This window comes from Candidatus Thiopontia autotrophica (assembly GCF_982804495.1).
The window spans coordinates 29,907-47,064 of record NZ_CEYDPX010000003.1 but is presented as its reverse complement, the minus strand read 5'-3'; the positions used below and the strand labels follow the sequence as shown (position 1 = coordinate 47,064).

General features: G+C 47.9%; 17 protein-coding genes. 14 read left to right on the top strand and 3 right to left on the bottom strand.

Annotated elements, in window-relative coordinates; translation table 11 throughout:
• Nucleotides 1–129 precede the first annotated feature (129 nt).
• From AC3ZFK_RS02135 to AC3ZFK_RS02125, 3 genes are read left to right on the top strand one after another with little or no spacing between them, the layout of a single operon-like run.
• Nucleotides 130–1,431: a mechanosensitive ion channel family protein gene (locus AC3ZFK_RS02135; RefSeq protein ID WP_487506137.1), complete on the top strand. Its 1,302-nt coding sequence runs from the start codon at nucleotides 130–132 to the stop codon at nucleotides 1,429–1,431.
• Nucleotides 1,424–3,241, top strand: coding sequence for an MFS transporter (locus AC3ZFK_RS02130; RefSeq protein ID WP_487506138.1), 1,818 nt, complete (start codon nucleotides 1,424–1,426; stop codon nucleotides 3,239–3,241). The genes AC3ZFK_RS02135 and AC3ZFK_RS02130 overlap by 8 nt, the downstream gene beginning before the upstream one ends.
• Nucleotides 3,242–3,272: 31 nt before the next feature.
• Nucleotides 3,273–3,593 carry an HU family DNA-binding protein gene (locus AC3ZFK_RS02125; RefSeq protein ID WP_487506184.1) on the top strand — a complete coding sequence of 107 codons (321 nt, stop codon included), beginning with the start codon at nucleotides 3,273–3,275 and terminating at the stop codon, nucleotides 3,591–3,593.
• A 45-nt stretch (nucleotides 3,594–3,638) separates the two neighbouring features.
• Here AC3ZFK_RS02125 and AC3ZFK_RS02120 read toward each other — a convergent pair whose 3' ends face one another.
• Nucleotides 3,639–5,351, bottom strand: coding sequence for a proline--tRNA ligase (locus AC3ZFK_RS02120; protein ID WP_487506139.1), 1,713 nt, complete (start codon nucleotides 5,349–5,351; stop codon nucleotides 3,639–3,641).
• Nucleotides 5,352–5,362: 11 nt separating this feature from the next.
• Nucleotides 5,363–5,707, bottom strand: a complete 345-nt coding sequence (locus AC3ZFK_RS02115; protein WP_487506140.1) for a phenylpyruvate tautomerase MIF-related protein — start codon at nucleotides 5,705–5,707, stop codon at nucleotides 5,363–5,365.
• A 201-nt stretch (nucleotides 5,708–5,908) separates the two neighbouring features.
• Here AC3ZFK_RS02115 and ilvB point away from each other — a divergent pair, with 201 nt between their 5' ends.
• The 7 genes from ilvB to rimI all read left to right on the top strand — a co-directional run bounded on the left by ilvB (nucleotide 5,909) and on the right by rimI (nucleotide 12,697).
• On the top strand, nucleotides 5,909–7,597 hold the full coding sequence (gene ilvB, locus AC3ZFK_RS02110) for a biosynthetic-type acetolactate synthase large subunit (protein ID WP_487506141.1): 1,689 nt from the start codon (nucleotides 5,909–5,911) through the stop codon (nucleotides 7,595–7,597).
• Nucleotides 7,598–7,610: 13 nt separating this feature from the next.
• Complete coding sequence (gene ilvN / locus AC3ZFK_RS02105; RefSeq protein WP_487506142.1) at nucleotides 7,611–8,105, top strand: acetolactate synthase small subunit; 495 nt, start codon at nucleotides 7,611–7,613, stop codon at nucleotides 8,103–8,105.
• 103 nt (nucleotides 8,106–8,208) lie between these two features.
• Nucleotides 8,209–9,225: a ketol-acid reductoisomerase gene (ilvC, locus tag AC3ZFK_RS02100; RefSeq protein WP_487506185.1), complete on the top strand. Its 1,017-nt coding sequence runs from the start codon at nucleotides 8,209–8,211 to the stop codon at nucleotides 9,223–9,225.
• Nucleotides 9,226–9,367: 142 nt separating this feature from the next.
• Nucleotides 9,368–10,183 (top strand): CDP-diacylglycerol--serine O-phosphatidyltransferase, encoded by an 816-nt coding sequence (pssA, locus tag AC3ZFK_RS02095; RefSeq protein ID WP_487506143.1) that lies wholly within the window; start codon nucleotides 9,368–9,370, stop codon nucleotides 10,181–10,183.
• Nucleotides 10,176–11,714: a 2-isopropylmalate synthase gene (locus AC3ZFK_RS02090; RefSeq protein WP_487506144.1), complete on the top strand. Its 1,539-nt coding sequence runs from the start codon at nucleotides 10,176–10,178 to the stop codon at nucleotides 11,712–11,714. The genes pssA and AC3ZFK_RS02090 overlap by 8 nt, the downstream gene beginning before the upstream one ends.
• A 73-nt stretch (nucleotides 11,715–11,787) precedes the next feature.
• A complete protein-coding gene (locus tag AC3ZFK_RS02085; protein ID WP_487506145.1) occupies nucleotides 11,788–12,246 on the top strand; it encodes a DNA polymerase III subunit psi in 459 nt (152 codons plus the stop codon).
• Nucleotides 12,239–12,697, top strand: coding sequence for a ribosomal protein S18-alanine N-acetyltransferase (rimI, locus tag AC3ZFK_RS02080; protein WP_487506146.1), 459 nt, complete (start codon nucleotides 12,239–12,241; stop codon nucleotides 12,695–12,697). Before AC3ZFK_RS02085 ends, rimI begins: the two co-directional genes overlap by 8 nt.
• Nucleotides 12,698–12,813: 116 nt before the next feature.
• Here the strand turns inward: rimI and AC3ZFK_RS02075 are convergent, their stop codons facing one another.
• On the bottom strand, nucleotides 12,814–13,611 hold the full coding sequence (locus AC3ZFK_RS02075) for an inositol monophosphatase family protein (protein WP_487506147.1): 798 nt from the start codon (nucleotides 13,609–13,611) through the stop codon (nucleotides 12,814–12,816).
• A gap of 180 nt (nucleotides 13,612–13,791) precedes the next feature.
• Here AC3ZFK_RS02075 and AC3ZFK_RS02070 point away from each other — a divergent pair, with 180 nt between their 5' ends.
• From AC3ZFK_RS02070 to AC3ZFK_RS02055, 4 genes are all read left to right on the top strand, one after another.
• Complete coding sequence (locus AC3ZFK_RS02070) at nucleotides 13,792–14,535, top strand: RNA methyltransferase (RefSeq protein ID WP_487506148.1); 744 nt, start codon at nucleotides 13,792–13,794, stop codon at nucleotides 14,533–14,535.
• 45 nt (nucleotides 14,536–14,580) lie between these two features.
• Nucleotides 14,581–15,414: a serine O-acetyltransferase gene (gene cysE / locus AC3ZFK_RS02065; protein ID WP_487506149.1), complete on the top strand. Its 834-nt coding sequence runs from the start codon at nucleotides 14,581–14,583 to the stop codon at nucleotides 15,412–15,414.
• Between the two features lie 79 nt (nucleotides 15,415–15,493).
• The gene (locus tag AC3ZFK_RS02060) at nucleotides 15,494–15,952 is read left to right on the top strand and encodes an Rrf2 family transcriptional regulator (protein ID WP_487506150.1); all 459 of its coding nucleotides are present in this window, start codon (nucleotides 15,494–15,496) and stop codon (nucleotides 15,950–15,952) included.
• Nucleotides 15,953–15,975: 23 nt separating this feature from the next.
• Nucleotides 15,976–17,142 (top strand): cysteine desulfurase family protein, encoded by a 1,167-nt coding sequence (locus tag AC3ZFK_RS02055; protein ID WP_487506151.1) that lies wholly within the window; start codon nucleotides 15,976–15,978, stop codon nucleotides 17,140–17,142.
• Nucleotides 17,143–17,158 lie beyond the last annotated feature (16 nt).

The window sequence follows — 17,158 nt, the reverse complement described above, 5'->3', positions numbered from 1 at the left end:
CATGCTGAACTATAATCCTTCCTCCATAGGATAACTTGAGAGGGAGCTCTGATTGAGTCACGAAGTGACTTAATCGGAGCTTCCCTAACGAAAAACCGGGATAACAGTTACATAAGCTAGGGGGAGAGATTGGAACAGCTACAACTATTGGCATTTGATGAGCTTCTTGTTCGTCTGCAACCCACACTGTTAATTAGTGAACTGGTGATATTGATGCTGGCGGTAGCGACAGCATTCTGGACCCAGAAGAATATTACCAATTACCTGCAACTGGTTGCCGATGGTAACTACCAATCTTTAAGACGTTTCACCCGCCACTCCCTGAAGAGGATCATCTTTCCACTCAGTATGATGTTTGTGGTACTGGTTGGCAGAGTGATTGTGGAGCGTATCTTCACATCTGCAATACTCCTAAATGTGGCGGTTCCACTGCTGTTTTCTCTGGCTCTTATCAGACTTATGGTCTACCTGTTGAGAAGGGCATTCAAGCCCGGGCCACTGGTCAAGGCATGGGAACACCTGATTAGTACATCTATCTGGATAATTGTTGCGCTACATCTATTGGGGTGGCTACCAGAAGTGGTGCGTGCGATGGATGTAGTCGGTGTCAGTGTTGGGGATGTCCGTATTTCTCTCAGAACTGTGGTCAAGCTGTTTGTGGTGGTTGGAGCCCTGCTGGCATTGGCAGCATGGATCTCACGGATGATAGAGAACACTCTGCGCCACTCAAGACATCTGACTGCAGCAGCCAAGGTAGGGATTGGCAAGAGCAGCAAGTTTGCGCTTTATATACTTGCAGTATTGATTGCGCTCAACTCGGTTGGTATTGATCTGACAGCGCTTGCAGTCTTTGGTGGTGCGCTCGGTGTTGGGCTTGGATTTGGTCTGCAGCGTATTGCCAGCAATTTTATCTCTGGTTTTATCCTTATTTTTGATCGCTCAATTCGACCTGGTGATGTAATCAGTATCAATGATAAATTTGGATGGGTTCAGGAGTTGCGAGCCCGTTATGTGGTGGTGCGTGATCGTGACGGGGTGGAAACACTGGTGCCAAATGAGAACCTGATTACTACAGAGGTGATTAACTGGAGTTACAGCGATCACCAGGTTCGTCTTAAACTACCTGTACAGATTAGTTACAAGGATGACCCAGAGCAAGCAATGAAGATTCTTGTTAATGCGGCAAAGGCGTGTAAGAGGGCGCTTGATGACCCTGCTCCTGTGGCACGTCTTATGGAGTTTGGAGATAACGGTATTGAGCTGGAGTTGCGGGTCTGGATTATGGATCCCAATAATGGGGTTGGTAGTGTACGCTCCGATATTAACCTGGTTATCTGGAGAGAGTTTAAGAAGGCCGGCATTACCATCCCTTATCCACAGAGAGATATTCGTCTTGTTGATGGAGCTTCCCTAGAAGCTGTAGATGGGTAAGTTAACCCCATACCTGTGGGTGCTGTTTCTGAATGCGTTTGTTGATCTTGGCCACAAGATCACAATTCAGAACAGTGTCTTCAAGGTTTATGATGGGGAGATGCAGATTGTCCTTACTGCACTGGTTAATGCACTTATTCTGATTCCGTTCATCCTGCTGGTAACTCCTGCCGGCATTATCTCTGACCGACTTCCCAAGGTGGAGGTTATGAGAAGATCTGCTGGAGTGGCCGTGATTATCGCGTTGCTCATCACCCTTAGCTACTATCAGGGATGGTTTGAGGCAGCATTTTTCATGACCCTGTTGCTTGCTATCCAGAGTGCATTTTTCTCACCAGCAAAATATGGGTACATCAGGGAGCATGTTGGCATGAGAGGATTAACCAGTGCCAATGGTGTGGTACAGGCAGTTACCATCATTGCGATTCTCCTCGGAATGTTCTTCTTCTCTTTTCTGTTCGAGTTGATGTTGACCAACTCTTCACCGGATGGCGGTTCTGCCTACCTACAGACCATTGCACCACTTGGTTGGTTATTGGTTGCGCTCTCTCTGGTCGAGTGGCGCATTGCACGTTATCTGCCTGAGGGGGAGTATAAGGTGGTGCCAGAGATTCACGGCGGCCATACTTTAGGGTTGATTCGAGAGCACTCTGTTATCTGGTACTCCATTCTGGGGCTCTCTCTATTTTGGGGAATATCACAGGTTTCTATTGCAGCTTTTCCTGCTTTTGCAAAAGAGACACTTCAGGTGACAAATACCCTGGTGATTCAGGGAGTGTTGGCCTCTGCAGGTGGAGGTATTCTGCTGGGCTCTTTGATGGTTACATGGTTATCCAGAGGGTATATAGAGACAGGACTGATTCCTGTTGGTGCTGTAGGAGTTGCTATTGCCTTGAGTGCAGTTCCTGGTGCCGAGTCGCTTCACTCATTAACTCTTCTATTTTTTCTTATGGGAGTCTCTGGAGGGTTGTTGATTGTGCCTCTTAATGCACTGATTCAGTTTTACGCCAAGAGCTCCCGTCTGGGGAGGATTCTGGCGGGAAACAACTGGGTGCAAAATATAGTCATGCTACTGTTTCTTGGGGTGACAATGGGTGTGGCACTGCTAAGTTTTGAGACTACAGTTAATCCTGCAACCCTTTTCTGGGGTATTGCCATGGTTGCATGGGCAGCAATTGGGGTGGCTTTTATCAGAAGACCCCGTGAGACGATCACCTCTCTGATTCGTATGTTGGTAAGGGTGCTGTTCAGATGCAGGTACAGAATTGATGCTGTAGGGGTAACCAACATTCCCTCTCAGAAAGGAGCTCTACTGCTGGGGAATCACATCAGCTGGCTGGATTGGGCTATGTTACAGGCTGTTTCGCCACGTCCGATCCGTTTTGTAATGGAGTATTCCATTTATCAGAAGCCATCACTAAAGTGGTTTCTTGATCTTTTTGAGGTGATACCGATATCGGCAGAGAGGAGCAGGCAACCACTGGAAGAGGCTAAACGGTGCCTGCAGTCTGGTGATCTGGTCTGTCTATTCCCGGAAGGGGCAATTAGCCATGATGGTTGTCTCGGGAAGTTTAGGCGTGGTTTTGAGATGATTGTCGATGATAGTGGCGCAGTTATTGTTCCATTCTATATAGAGGGGTTGTGGGGGAGCAGATTTTCCCGTGCGGATATGGATGAGCGCTCTCTTTATGCAACTGGATGGCGGCGTAGAGAAGTTCAGGTGCTCTTTGGAGAGCCGGTTTCCAGTACCGTAAAAGCGGATGAATTAAGGCTGTTGGTGGCTGCTCTCTCATCCCGGGATTGCGACTAAAAAGATTGTTGCAGACAGCCCTATTGGTGCTATCCTATGGCCTCTTTTAACGGCTAACCATGATAAGGGAGAAGGTATGAATAAAGGGGAATTGGTTACACTGCTATCAGCTAAAACCGGAGTTTCCAAAAGTGGTTCCAAGGATGTTCTGGATGCATTGGTAGAGATTATTGGTGACAGTCTACAAAGTGGAAACAATGTACAGATTGCAGGGTTTGGTACGTTTAAGGTAACTGACCGAGCTGCCAGAATGGGCAGAAATCCAAAGACTGGAGAGGCGCTACAGATAAAGGCATCTCGCTCTCCATCCTTTAAGGCAGGAAAGGGTCTTAAGGAGAAGGTAAACGGATAGCAACCCAGTAGAAACTGATAGTTGTACACACTAAAAGCGGCACCATTATGGTGCCGCTTTTTTTATGATCCAGGAGACTACATCATCCAGAGGGATCTCCTGGCTATCCTGATCACTACGTCCCTTGTACTCAATAACCCCCTTATCCAGACTACGATCACCCAGTACCAGACGGTGAGGGATACCGATAAGTTCCATATCGGCAAACATTATTCCAGCCCGCTCCTTGCGATCATCAAGCAATACATCGATTCCTGCGTCGAGTAGATCCTGATATATCTTTTCAACAGCCTCGCGCAGACGATGTGATTTGTGCATGTTCATCGGCAACAGGGCAACAGAGAATGGAGCTATTGCCTCTGGCCAGATAATTCCACGATCATCGTGGTTCTGCTCAATTGCTGCAGCAACCACACGGGTTACCCCGATACCATAACATCCCATGGTCATGGTACGAGCCTTGCCACCTTCGTCCAGCACATTGGCTTTCATCGCCTCACTGTATTTGGTTCCAAGCTGGAAGATGTGCCCAACCTCGATCCCGCGCGCAATACGAATGGTCCCAGAGCCATCAGGGCTAGGGTCTCCATCAGTTACATTTCTAAGATCTGCGATGTTGGATGGATCCGGAAGATCACGTCCCCAGTTGACTCCGGTGAGGTGGTAGCCATCCTCATTTGCACCACAGACAAAATCAGCAACCTGGGCGGCCGATCTATCTACAATCAGCTTGAGCTCCAGACCAACAGGTCCCAGAGATCCGGCGTCAGCCCCTGCAGCCGAGCGGATATCTTCATGCTCAATAAGTTGTAGTGGTGACTCCACGCCATCAAGTTTTTCTGCTTTTAACTCATTTAGCTCATGATCTCCTCGCAGTAGCAGTGCAACGACAGACTCATTTGTGCCACGAACCAAAAGAGTTTTAACTGTCTGTTGGGGATCAACTTCAAGAGTATTGCAAACCTCCTCGATGGTCTTGCTGTTTGGAGTTGCCACTTTTTCCATTATGGCGGTTGCTTCACTGCGTTCGGTAGTCGGGGCAACTGCCTCTGCCAGTTCAACATTGGCAGCAAACTCACTCTGATCCGAGAAGGCGATGGCATCCTCACCTGAGTCAGCCAGTACATGGAACTCATGTGAGGTGCTGCCGCCAATTGATCCGGTGTCGGCATCAACAGGACGGAAGTGAAGACCCATGCGCTCAAATATTCTTGAGTAGGTGGCATACATTACCTGGTAGGTCTCCTGCAGTGAGTCCTGATCCATATGAAAGGAGTAGGCATCTTTCATGATGAATTCACGTGAACGCATTATCCCGAAGCGAGGGCGGATCTCATCACGGAACTTGGTCTGAATCTGGTAGAGATTAAGTGGCAGCTGCTTGTAGCTGCGGATCTCCCTGCGGGCAATCTCGGTAATTACCTCCTCATGGGTTGGTCCAAGCAGAAAATCTCTCTGGTGACGATCCTGAATCCGTAACAGTTCAGGGCCATACTGTTCCCAGCGTCCAGACTCCTCCCACAGTTCTGCTGGTTGTACTACTGGCATCAAGAGCTCTTGTGCACCGGACCTGTTCATCTCTTCACGAATAATGTTTTCGACCTTTCTGAGAGTTCTGAGTCCTGTTGGTAGCCAGGAGTATAATCCAGAGGCTAGCTTGCGAACCATGCCGGAACGAATCATTAGCTGGTGGCTGATAATCTCTGCTTCAGCTGGGGTCTCCTTGATGGTGGAGAGGAGAAATTGAGATGTGCGCATGGGTAAATTCCTTAAAAAGTTCCACCATTCCAGCCCCACATATGTCTTGCGGGCGCAGAAAATTCAATATATATACGGTTACTGTGAATACCTGTTCTGGCACCAAGCAGTTTTGTTATAGCATCTGAAAAAAACTGGGTAGATGATTCTGGCAACCCAAGGCTCTTGAATTCAAGATAGGCGCATGGGTCTGTAGTTCCACCAAACATCAGATTGGCATCGGTACGGATAGATATCATTACATATCCCTCTGGTTTTTGGAGCAGGTCGGCAAGCAGTTTTGAGCTGTCCGCCATCAGTCGCTCTTTTTCATCATGGTCGAGCGACACATTGGTCTCGATATTAAGGTATGGCATTTAAATAACCTGATGTTATGTATGGCAAATATATTTTTAAATTGATAAAAAAACGTCTTTTTGATCTTGTTTCAGTTTATTGAAACAGGCAATATAAGCAGTTCGTGAATTTGAATTATAACTTATGAGCGAGACTGCAGATCAAAGCAGTGTAGATCATACGTAAAGCAGATAGATTATTGTAGATTGAGAGGCAAAAAAGTGGAGTTATCGGGCGCAGAGGTCATTACACATTTTCTCAGGGATGAGGGCGTAGAGTATATCTTTGGCTACCCTGGTGGTGCTGTACTTCATATCTACGATGCAATCTATCGACAGGATGATGTAAAGCATGTTTTGACCCGTCATGAGCAGGGTGCGGTACATGCAGCAGATGGTTATGCTCGATCCAGCGGCAAGCCTGGAGTGGTGCTGGTTACCTCCGGCCCAGGCGCAACCAATGCAGTTACTGGTATTGCCACAGCATATATGGACTCCATTCCGCTGGTAGTTATTACCGGACAGGTTCCAACCCCACTGATTGGAAATGATGCCTTTCAGGAGGTGGATACAGTTGGCATTACTCGCTCCTGTGTTAAACATAATTTCCTGGTTACCAATGTTGATGATCTGGCCATTACACTGAAGAAGGCGTTTACCATTGCAACTACCGGGCGCCCCGGTCCTGTAGTTATTGATGTACCCAAGGATGTATCTGGTTTCAAGACAGAGTACAGCTATCCTGAAAGTGTAGAGATTCGCTCATACCAGACATCCATTGATCTACCAGATGAAAAGATCAAACAGGCTGTAGAGATGATGGTTGAGGCTGAGAAGCCTGTGCTCTATACCGGTGGAGGAGTGATTCTTGGTAATGCATCAGATGAGCTTAAAGAGGTTGCGCAGCGTCTGCGGGCTCCAGTGACTAATACCACAATGGGGCTTGGTGGTTACCCGGCAACCGACCCACAATTTATCGGTATGTTGGGGATGCATGGAAACTATGAAGCCAATATGGCTATGCACAATACCGATCTTTTGATTGCTGTTGGTGCCCGTTTTGATGATCGCGTAACCGGCAATATAGAGAAGTTCTGCCCTCAGGCAAAAATTATCCATATCGATGTTGACCCGTCATCTATCTCCAAAAATGTACAGGTTGATATGCCTATTGTAGGAGATGTAAAGAAGGTGCTCAGTGAGATAGTGACAATTCTGCAGCAGCAGCCTGAGAAGAAACTGGCTTCATGGTGGGGTGAGATCAATGAGTGGCGCAAGGAGGATTGTCTTGCCTTTGACAACTCTGGTGGAGTAATCCATCCACAGTTTGTGTTGCAAACCCTCTATGAGGTGACTCATGGGGATGCCTACGTGGTATCGGATGTTGGTCAGCACCAGATGTTTGCTGCACAGTACTACAAGTTTGACAAACCGCGTCACTGGATCAACTCTGGTGGCCTTGGAACAATGGGTTTCGGTCTTCCGGCAGCCATGGGAGCCCAGTTTGCCCACCCTGATGCTACTGTATGCACGGTAACTGGTGATGGCAGTATCCAGATGAATATTCAGGAGCTGGCAACCTGTCAGGAATTCTCGTTGCCACTAAAGATTATCAATCTCAATAACGGTTATCTGGGTATGGTGCGTCAGTGGCAGGAGTTTTTCTATGAGAGGCGCTACTCCGAGGTCACGCTGGAACGTAACCATCAGCCTGACTTTGTAAAGCTGGCAGAGAGTTATGGTCATGTTGGAATGCAGATCAGGAATCCTGATGATGTGCGTGGTGCACTCGAAGAGGCTTTGGCAATGAGGGACCGTCTGGTCTTTATGGATTTCATAACCAACCCTGAAGAGAATGTATATCCGATGGTGCCGGCTGGGGCAGGTCTTAACGAGATGATCCTGATATAGAGAACGTATTACGATGAGAAGACACATTATTTCACTGCTGATGGAGAATGAGGCCGGCGCACTGTCACGGGTTGCAGGACTCTTCTCTGCTCGTGGTTACAACATCGAGACCCTGACAGTTGCTCCCACCAATGATCCAACCCTCTCCAGAATGACTATTGTTACATCTGGAACCGAAGCGGTTATTGAGCAGATCAACAAGCAACTGAACAAACTTATTGATGTGGTTACCCTTGTCGACCTGACGGAGGGAGTACACATTGAGAGGGAGTTGGTCATGGTCAAGGTGATGGCGTCTGAGGCTGATTGTAATACTGTTCGTCAGGTGGTTGCAGAGCATCATGCCGATGTTGTTGACGAGACTGACCATGCATGTGTTATCGAGTTGCTTGGAAATAGCGAGAAGATCAATGCATTTATATCTGCGCTGGAGCCATTCTCGATACTGGAGGTTGTTCGTTCCGGGGTCTCCGGAATTGCCCGTGGTGAGGATGCCCTCAGAATCTGATTGATTGTCCGCAGTCGCTTTTTAGTGGATAATTCGCCGCTCTGTTTTGTAACACCATTATATTTAAAAATTTTTGTAATCTAGGGAAAGAAGAAAGATGAGTATTAACGTTTATTATGACAAAGATGCAGACCTCTCCATTATCAAGGGGATGAAGGTTGCTATTATCGGCTATGGTTCCCAGGGGAATGCGCATGCCAACAACCTGAAGGATTCTGGTGTAGACGTTATAGTTGCTCTTCGCCCCGGATCATCTTCTGCAGCCAAGGCTGAGGCCTCTGGACTGGCAGTAAAGAGTGTGCCTGAGGCTGTTGCCGAGGCAGATCTGGTGATGATTCTGACTCCAGATGAGTTTCAGTCCCAGCTCTACAAGAATGAGGTTGAGCCATCGCTCAAGCAGGGCGCAACATTGGCCTTCGCGCACGGTTTCGCAATCCACTACAACCAGGTCATGCCTCGTGCCGATCTCAATGTGATTATGGTTGCGCCAAAGGCTCCTGGACACACGGTTCGCAGTGAGTTTGTAAAAGGCGGCGGTATTCCTGATCTTATCGCTATTCAACAAGATGCCAGTGGTAATGCAAAAGAGATTGCGCTCTCATATGCATCTGCAATTGGTGGTGGTCGTAGTGGAATCATCGAGACAACTTTCAAGGATGAGACTGAGACAGATCTGTTTGGTGAGCAGGCAGTACTGTGTGGTGGTGCGGTTGAGTTGGTGAAGGCTGGATTTGAGACTCTGGTTGAGGGAGGCTATGCACCAGAGATGGCATACTTTGAGTGCCTGCATGAGCTCAAGCTGATTGTCGATCTGATGTATGAGGGCGGTATCGCCAACATGAACTACTCGATTTCCAATAATGCGGAGTATGGCGAGTATGTAACTGGTCCTGAGGTGATCAATGAGGAGAGTCGCTGGGCCATGAAGGAGGCTCTGAAGAATATTCAGAATGGTGAATATGCAAAGCGCTTTATCCTTGAGGGACAGGCCAACTATCCTGAGATGACAGCGCATCGTCGCAACAATGCAGCGCACCAGATCGAGGTGGTGGGTGAGCAGCTGCGCTCCATGATGCCATTCCTTAGTGAGAACAAGATCGTCGACAAGACAAAAAACTAGGAAAGTTCTGATTAAGTCACTTCGTGACCTAATCAGATCTCCCTCACAAGGATTCATATAAGAAACGCCTGTACTGAATAAAAATCGGTACAGGCGTTTTTTTATTTGTGACAGTGTGCCTCTATCAGCGATAATAGGAGGAATGAATACAACTGTAGAAAAACAGCGCAGAAGAGGGATCTATCTACTCCCAAATCTGTTTACCACCGCAGCCCTGTTTGCTGGTTTTTTTGCCATTATCTCGGCAATAAAAGGGAGCTATGAGGCGGCCGCTATCGCCATTTTTATTGCCATGGTTCTGGATGGACTGGATGGACGTGTTGCTCGCATGACCAACACCCAGACTGAATTTGGCGCCGAGTATGACAGCCTCTCTGATATGGTTTCGTTTGGAGTGGCACCCGCGCTGGTGGTATATCTTTGGGGGTTGTCAGCCATGGGTAAATTGGGGTGGCTGGCTGCATTTATATATACTGCAGGCGCAGCACTTCGTCTGGCCCGTTTTAATACTCAGGTAAGCAGTGCAGACAAAAGGTATTTTCAGGGGTTGCCAAGTCCTGCATCAGCGGCGGTGGTGGCAGGCATGGTCTGGGTTGCAGTTGATTACGGTTTTTACGGTGAGGGTGTTCCGCTAGAGCTGAGTTATATCGCGGCTCTGATTACGGCCTTGTCCGGATTGTTGATGGTCAGCAATATACGCTATCACAGTTTCAAGGAGCTTAATCTCAAAGATCGTATCCCTTTTGTTGCCATGATTCTGATGGTGGCGTTGATAGTATTGATATCGGCAGATCCACCACAGGTTCTGTTTGGAGGGTTCTTGATTTATGCGATTTGGGGGCCAGTCTCCAACTTGCTGGAGCTTAGAAAGAAGCGTGCGGAGCGTGCAGCTTCGGGTTCCGTGGTAGAACAATCCACAGATAAATTTTCAACTGACAAGGCAGATAGTGATGAGTAAGGATCAGTTAATAATATTTGATACCACTCTGCGTGATGGTGAGCAGAGTCCTGGTGCATCCATGAATATGGATGAGAAGTTAAGAATTGCACGTGCCCTGGAGAAGATGAGAGTTGATGTTATTGAGGCAGGTTTTCCGATCGCAAGCCCGGGAGACTTCGAGTCGGTTAGAGCAGTTGCTGGAGCGATCAGTGAGAGTACGGTCTGTGGTCTGGCGCGTGCTCTGAAGAAGGATATCGAGACAGCCGGTCGAGCTCTGGAACCTGCGGCCAAGGGAAGAATCCATACCTTTATTGCAACCTCACCAATTCATATGGAGAAAAAACTTAGAATGTCTCCAGATCAGGTGGTGGAGCAGGCGGTGCAAGCCGTCAAGTGGGCACGAGAATATACCGATGATGTTGAGTTCTCTCCTGAGGATGCAGGGCGTTCAGAGCCTGATTTTCTCTGCAGAATTCTGGAGGCAGTTATCGATGCAGGGGCAACCACTCTTAATATTCCAGATACGGTTGGTTATAATCTGCCGCACCAGTTTGGTGGGTTGATCAGCGACCTTATTGAACGTGTTCCAAATTCGGACAAGGCTATTTTCTCGGTTCACTGCCATAATGATCTTGGGCTGGCGGTTGGCAACTCACTCTCGGCTGTTCTTAATGGGGCTCGTCAGGTTGAGTGTACGATCAATGGTCTTGGTGAGCGCGCAGGTAATGCATCACTGGAAGAGGTGGTTATGGCCGTGCGAACCAGGCAGGATCTGTTTAGCTGTGATACTCGTCTTGATACCACACAAATTGTTCCATGTTCTAAAATGGTTTCCGGTATCACCGGATTCCCGGTGCAGCCCAACAAGGCAGTGGTGGGGGCCAACGCATTTGCTCATGAGTCTGGAATTCACCAGGACGGTGTACTAAAACAGCGTGAAACTTACGAGATCATGCGTGCTGAGGATGTCGGTTGGTCGGCAAACCGTATGGTACTGGGTAAACACTCCGGACGTAATGCATTCAAGACCAGGCTGAGTGATCTTGGAGTTGAGTTTGGTTCTCAGGAAGAGCTGAACGAGGCCTTCGCCCGCTTCAAGGATCTGGCCGACAAGAAGCATGAGATTTATGATGAAGATCTACAGGCGCTGGCGACAGACTCAGTGCAGTGGTGTGCTGACGAGTGTTACCGATTGATCTCGCTTCATGTCTGCTCCGAGACAGGTGAAATCCCCAATGCTGAGGTTACTGTACTTGTTGATGGAGAGGAGAAGACGGCCAAGGCAACGGGTGCGGGTCCGGTTGATGCCGTGTTTGGTGCTATTGAGTCTCTGGTGGAGAGTCATGCAAAGCTTGACCTCTACTCGGTCAACAGCATAACCGAGGGTACCGATGCTCAGGGTGAGGTTACTGTACGGCTCGAAAAGAATGGCGGTTTCATCAATGGCCAGGGGGCAGATACCGACATTGTAATCGCTTCTGCCAAAGCCTATATCCACGCACTGAACCGTGTTGCAGAACCAAAAGGACGTGAACATCCTCAATTATGATTTTTGCTGCGTTTGAATTGTTGCTGATTTTTGCGCTGGTTGGCTGGGTGGTATGGATGATAAGAAAGTAAATATGCAGTCACCATATTTGAATATAATGGGTATTCAGCAGTGGGTACGCAGAGATAGTACTGAAAACAGTACCACCAATAGCGACGACAATGAATTTTCCAGATATGTTGAAGAGAGCAAAGTAGCAACATCACCGCTACTTGTCATAACCACCTCGCTTGACGGAGAGGAGAGAATCCTTCTCGACAACATGCTGCAGGCTATAGAAATTAGTGGTGCAGAGGTTCAGCAGATAACTATCCTCAAACCGGAGCTGCTCTCTCAACAGGAGTTCCAGCAATATCTTGTGGGGCGTATCAGAGAATCATCGGCGCAAGCGGTAATCCAGTTGGGTGGTGACGTCATCAACCATACCCTGGTTGAGTACACCTTTCACCCATCCCACCTGATGCAGCATAAAAGTGACAAGCGGCACGCATGGGAGGCCTTGAAGCGAGTAAAGAAGAGGATTGATGGCTGACCTCAATATTCGTCAGATGGGGGAGGCAGATCTTGAGGGTGTGTTGGAGATCGAACAACAGGTCTACCCATTTCCATGGTCCAGACAGATATTCATCGACTCAATCGAGGCTGGATCACTTCTGGTAGTGATGGAACAGCGCAACAAGATTGTTGGATATGGTGTGCTTTCCAGTGGTGGTGGAGAGTCTCAGCTGCTCAATATCGCCATTGATCCGGAGTCACAGAAAAAAGGGATGGGAGAGATTCTGTTGAGCTGGCTGATAGAGCGGGCGCGAAGCAAAGGTTCTGAGATGCTTTTTCTGGAGGTGAGACTATCCAATATCTCTGCTCAGAACCTATATCTCAAGCTTGGATTTAACGAGATTGGTGTACGTGATAACTACTATCGCGTGGCTGGCGGAAAGCGCGAGGATGCGTTGATATATGCGCTACAGTTTTTACCAAAATAATCACAGCCTCACCCATGCAACACGCTCAAGCACATCCCTGTGTCGCTCGCCTGTGGTCGTCCAGGCCACAGACGGTTACCCGTGTGAGGCTGCGATCACTTTCGCAAGGATTTATACTATCGTTTCAGATTGTTAGGTAGTAGCGGGGCAATCGTCTTTTGGATGGCACCATGCACCTCCAGCCCACCAGCAATAACATTTCCTGTCTTCAGAAAATCGGCGCCACCGGAAAAATCACTACACACACCACCAGCCTCGGAGACCAGTAGCGCACCGGCAGCTATATCCCATGGGTTGAGCCCAATCTCCCAAAAGCCATCCAGCCTGCCAGCGGCCACATAGGCTAGATCAATCGCGGCCGATCCGGCACGACGTATTCCTGCACTGTCAGGAAATAGTGCCTTGAAAGTCTCCATATATACCTCAAGATGCTGCTGGTCCTTGAATGGAAACCCTGTGCCCAGCAGAGACCCGCTAATCCCTTTTCGGTTGGTGGTGCGAATACGACGATTGTTGAGCATGGCGCCATCGCCCTTGGAGGCAGTAAAAAGCTCATCCCTCAACGGATCATAGACAACGGCGTGAAGGAGGTTGTCACCAAATGCCAGGGCGATAGAGACTGAGAAAACCGGAAATCCATGCAGGTAATTCGTGGTGCCATCCAGAGGATCAATAATCCATTTGTACTCATTGCCCTCAAAGGAGCCATTCTCTTCGGCCAGAATAGAGTGGTCTGGATAGGCTTGGTGAAGGATTTTTATTATTTCAGCCTCTGCCTTGCGATCAACCTCGGAGACAAAGTCATTCTTTCCCTTGGATTCAATGTTAAGTGCATCCAGTCTGTCAATGGAGCGCAGAATTACAGAGCCTGCACGACGCGCTGCCTTGACGGCTGTATTGAGCATTGGGTTCATAACAAGATCCTGAGAAGTGATATAGGGAGAAGGATTTTACTCTACTGGTATACTATCGGCCACTCAAAACAGTAAAGTATGGTTAGGGAACCACCATAAGATAACTTGTGGGGGAGATCTGATAGAGTTACGAAGTGACTTAATCAGAGCGTTCTTGGCATTGATAATGGATATTCTGATATGAATCACCTGAGGGTAAGGTTTGTGCTGGTAGAGACTTCCCATCCGGGAAATATTGGAGGCGCTGCGCGTGCCATGAAGAATATGTCTCTTGACCAGCTGGTGTTGGTTAATCCAAAACAGTTTCCATGTGCTGAGGCGACCTCGCGGGCATCAGGGGCAGATGATATTTTGATGAACGCCTCTGTTGTCAAAACGGTAGATGAGGCGCTGAATGGGTGCTCTCTGGTTATCGGAACTACCGCACGTCCCAGAAACCTGTATCTGCCTGAGCTTGATCCAAGGGAGTGTGCCGAGAGAGTTATGGATGAGTCTCTCAAGGGGGAGGTTGCGGTACTGTTTGGTCGAGAAGATTCCGGGCTTAGTAATGAGGAGCTGGATCGCTGTAATCTGTTGATGAGGATCCCAACCAGTCAGGATTACTCTTCACTGAATCTTGGGGCTGCAGTGCAGGTTCTTGCTTATGAGTTGATGATGCAGAGAGGTACACAATTAAAGCGACCTGTTGGAGAGGTTGTGCGTCAATATCCATTGGCAACAGCGGATGAGATGGAGGGCCTTTTTGGGCATATTGAGAAGGTAATTATCGAGACCGGTTTTCTTGATCCAGAAAACCCCAGACAGGTAATGCGTCGTCTGCGTAGACTGTTTAACAGGGCAGAGGTGGATCACAATGAGATTAATATTCTTAGGGGTATTCTTACCTCTATCAATTCCAATATGGGCCGTTCCAGAAATGTATAATCTTGCAATAATAATTTGATTGGGATTTTGGAAAGTTGACGAGCAATGTTTAAGCGTATAAAAGAAGATATTCAGTGCGTATTCGAAAGAGACCCCTCGGCAAGAAATTCTGTTGAGGTTTTGATCTCATACCCAGGTGTGTTTGCGGTATTGATGCACCGTTTTAACCACAAGATATGGAATGTTGGATTGCGAGGGGTTGCACGCTGGTTGTCCACCATTGTTCGCTGGATAACCGGAATCGAGATTCACCCTGCCGCAACCATTGGCCGACGTTTTTTCATTGATCACGGTATGGGGGTGGTGATTGGTGAGACTACGATGATTGGCGATGATTGTACTCTATATCATGGCGTTACTCTGGGTGGAACCAGTTGGGACAAGGGTAAACGTCACCCTACACTTGAGAATAATGTGGTGGTTGGAGCAGGGGCAAAGATTCTTGGTCCAATCGTGCTTGGTGAGGGTGCACGGGTAGGATCCAATTCTGTTGTGGTCAAGGATGTACCCAATGGGGCCACGGTTGTTGGTATTCCTGCACGTATTATTCAGCGCAAGAAACCAATTAATCCTCATGTTGAGGAGTTTGCCAAGAAGATTGGTTTCGATGCCTATGGCGCCTCCAGCGAAATGCCGGATCCCGTTGCTAATGCCATAAACTGCATTCTGGACCATGTGCACGCTATGGATTCACAGATGGAGCAGATGTGCGATGCCATCAAGCAGATTGGTGGTGAGGTTGAGGGGGTTGATCTTCCCGCAATAAACGTATCCTGTTCAATCCGCAAGCAGTCCTGTGATGTTGATTGTGATAGTGACGCATGTTCTGTAACAGTTGATAGTAGTGGTCTAACAGGCAGTTCAGAAGCCGCAAAATAAACTTGACCTTTTTAGTCAGTTAAAGCAATATAACCACAGTAATTTTCTGGGTTATTATTATTTAAGCTGAGGAGACCTTATGCGTCTGACAACAAAAGGAAGGTATGCGGTTACTGCCATGCTGGATCTGGCAATTAACGAAGGCTGTGGGCCAATTACACTCTCTGAAATTTCTGGACGACAGGGGATATCACTCTCCTATCTCGAACAACTTTTTGCCAAGTTGAGGAAAAAGGGGTTGGTCAAAAGCTCACGTGGACCTGGGGGTGGTTACCGCTTGGCGCAGAGAGCCAATGATATTGCTATCTCGGAGATTATTCTTGCAGTGGATGAGGCTATTGATGTTAGAAAGTGCAAGGGTGATGGAAATTGTCAGGGGGACCACAGTTGTCTGACTCATGATCTGTGGACTGATCTTAGTGACCAGATTCAGGATTTTCTCTCTTCTATCTCATTGGGTGCACTTACAAAGAACAAGAGCATCCATGAGTTGAATCGTTGCCATGGTAACGCATTGCAAGAAGAGGCAGCAGCCTGACAGTTACTTTTTGTAATGTACCGATGGCTCTCTATCTTGACTGCAATGCAACGACACCACTTGCCTCAAAGGTTTTTGAGGCAATGCGACCATTCTGGTCCGAGAACATGGGTAACCCATCATCACGCCACCGTTATGGTCGGATCGCCAGAAATGCGATAGAGAAGGCCAGGGCGCAGGTTGCCGAATTGCTGAATGTTTCGGTTGACCAAATTATTTTTACAGGAAGTGGAACAGAGGCAAATCATCTTGCAATTCATGGTATTGCCAAATCATTATCATCTAAAAACTTAACTAATAAGGTGGTTGCGGTTGGCTCGACAGAGCATGCAAGCATTCTCTCTGCTGCCAATAGTATGGAGCATAGTGGTTGGGATGTTGTTCAGCTTCAGGTAGATCATAATGGGTTGTTTGGGGATGAGGCTCTGAAGCAGATTAGGGCAAATTATCCCTCAATCGTCTCTGTAATGTTGGCCAATAATGAGACTGGAGTGATCCAGAATATTGCACCAGTAGTTGAGCAGGCTCACAAGATTGGTGCAGTTGTCCATGTCGATGCAAGTCAGGCAGCAGGAAAAATTCCACTGAACTTTACCGAACTGAATGTAGATTGCATGACTGTTTCAGCCCACAAGATGTATGGACCAAAGGGGGTGGCAGCATTGATATTGGCGCCATCCCTGGAACTGAGCCCGATTATTAATGGTGGAGGCCAGGAGATGGGGCTGCGTTCAGGCACCGAAAATGTCCCTGCAATAGTAGGATTTGGTGCTGCAGCACTGTTGTCAGTCAATAATCTGAAAGATAGTGGTGCCAGCTTGTTGGAGACAAGAAGATATCTTGAGGCCGGACTTAAGAATATAGATGGAATAGAGATTGTGGCTGAGACGGCAGATAGATTACCCAATACGGTAATGATGATCATCACCGCGGTTGAGGGTGAGACCATGTTGATGCAGCTTGACCAGCGTGGTTTTTGTCTCTCGAGTGGATCAGCCTGTCAGGCTGGAAAAACAGACCCGAGCCATGTTTTGATGGCTATGGGCATTTCCGGGCAACAGGCAAAGAGTGCAGTGAGAGTAAGCCTCTGCAGAGGAGTTACCAGAGATGAAATAGATCTGTTTCTGGATGCATTGTCAGAGATTGCATTATCGCAGTCGTCAGCCGTTAGTATGACAGCCTGGGGTTAAGTGAAGTAGATCAAAA

What these genes read in the sequence shown, in the direction of transcription:
- AC3ZFK_RS02120 (WP_487506139.1), bottom strand. Translation starts at nt 5,351, where the DNA reads ATGCGCACATCTCAATTTCTCCTCTCCACCATCAAGGAGACCCCAGCT.
- AC3ZFK_RS02090 (WP_487506144.1), top strand. Translation starts at nt 10,176, where the DNA reads ATGAGTAAGGATCAGTTAATAATATTTGATACCACTCTGCGTGATGGT.
- cysE (WP_487506149.1), top strand. Translation starts at nt 14,581, where the DNA reads ATGTTTAAGCGTATAAAAGAAGATATTCAGTGCGTATTCGAAAGAGAC.
- AC3ZFK_RS02130 (WP_487506138.1), top strand. Translation starts at nt 1,424, where the DNA reads ATGGGTAAGTTAACCCCATACCTGTGGGTGCTGTTTCTGAATGCGTTT.
- AC3ZFK_RS02075 (WP_487506147.1), bottom strand. Translation starts at nt 13,611, where the DNA reads ATGAACCCAATGCTCAATACAGCCGTCAAGGCAGCGCGTCGTGCAGGC.
- AC3ZFK_RS02085 (WP_487506145.1), top strand. Translation starts at nt 11,788, where the DNA reads ATGCAGTCACCATATTTGAATATAATGGGTATTCAGCAGTGGGTACGC.
- AC3ZFK_RS02055 (WP_487506151.1), top strand. Translation starts at nt 15,976, where the DNA reads ATGGCTCTCTATCTTGACTGCAATGCAACGACACCACTTGCCTCAAAG.
- AC3ZFK_RS02060 (WP_487506150.1), top strand. Translation starts at nt 15,494, where the DNA reads ATGCGTCTGACAACAAAAGGAAGGTATGCGGTTACTGCCATGCTGGAT.
- AC3ZFK_RS02070 (WP_487506148.1), top strand. Translation starts at nt 13,792, where the DNA reads ATGAATCACCTGAGGGTAAGGTTTGTGCTGGTAGAGACTTCCCATCCG.
- pssA (WP_487506143.1), top strand. Translation starts at nt 9,368, where the DNA reads ATGAATACAACTGTAGAAAAACAGCGCAGAAGAGGGATCTATCTACTC.
- rimI (WP_487506146.1), top strand. Translation starts at nt 12,239, where the DNA reads ATGGCTGACCTCAATATTCGTCAGATGGGGGAGGCAGATCTTGAGGGT.
- AC3ZFK_RS02115 (WP_487506140.1), bottom strand. Translation starts at nt 5,707, where the DNA reads ATGCCATACCTTAATATCGAGACCAATGTGTCGCTCGACCATGATGAA.
- ilvN (WP_487506142.1), top strand. Translation starts at nt 7,611, where the DNA reads ATGAGAAGACACATTATTTCACTGCTGATGGAGAATGAGGCCGGCGCA.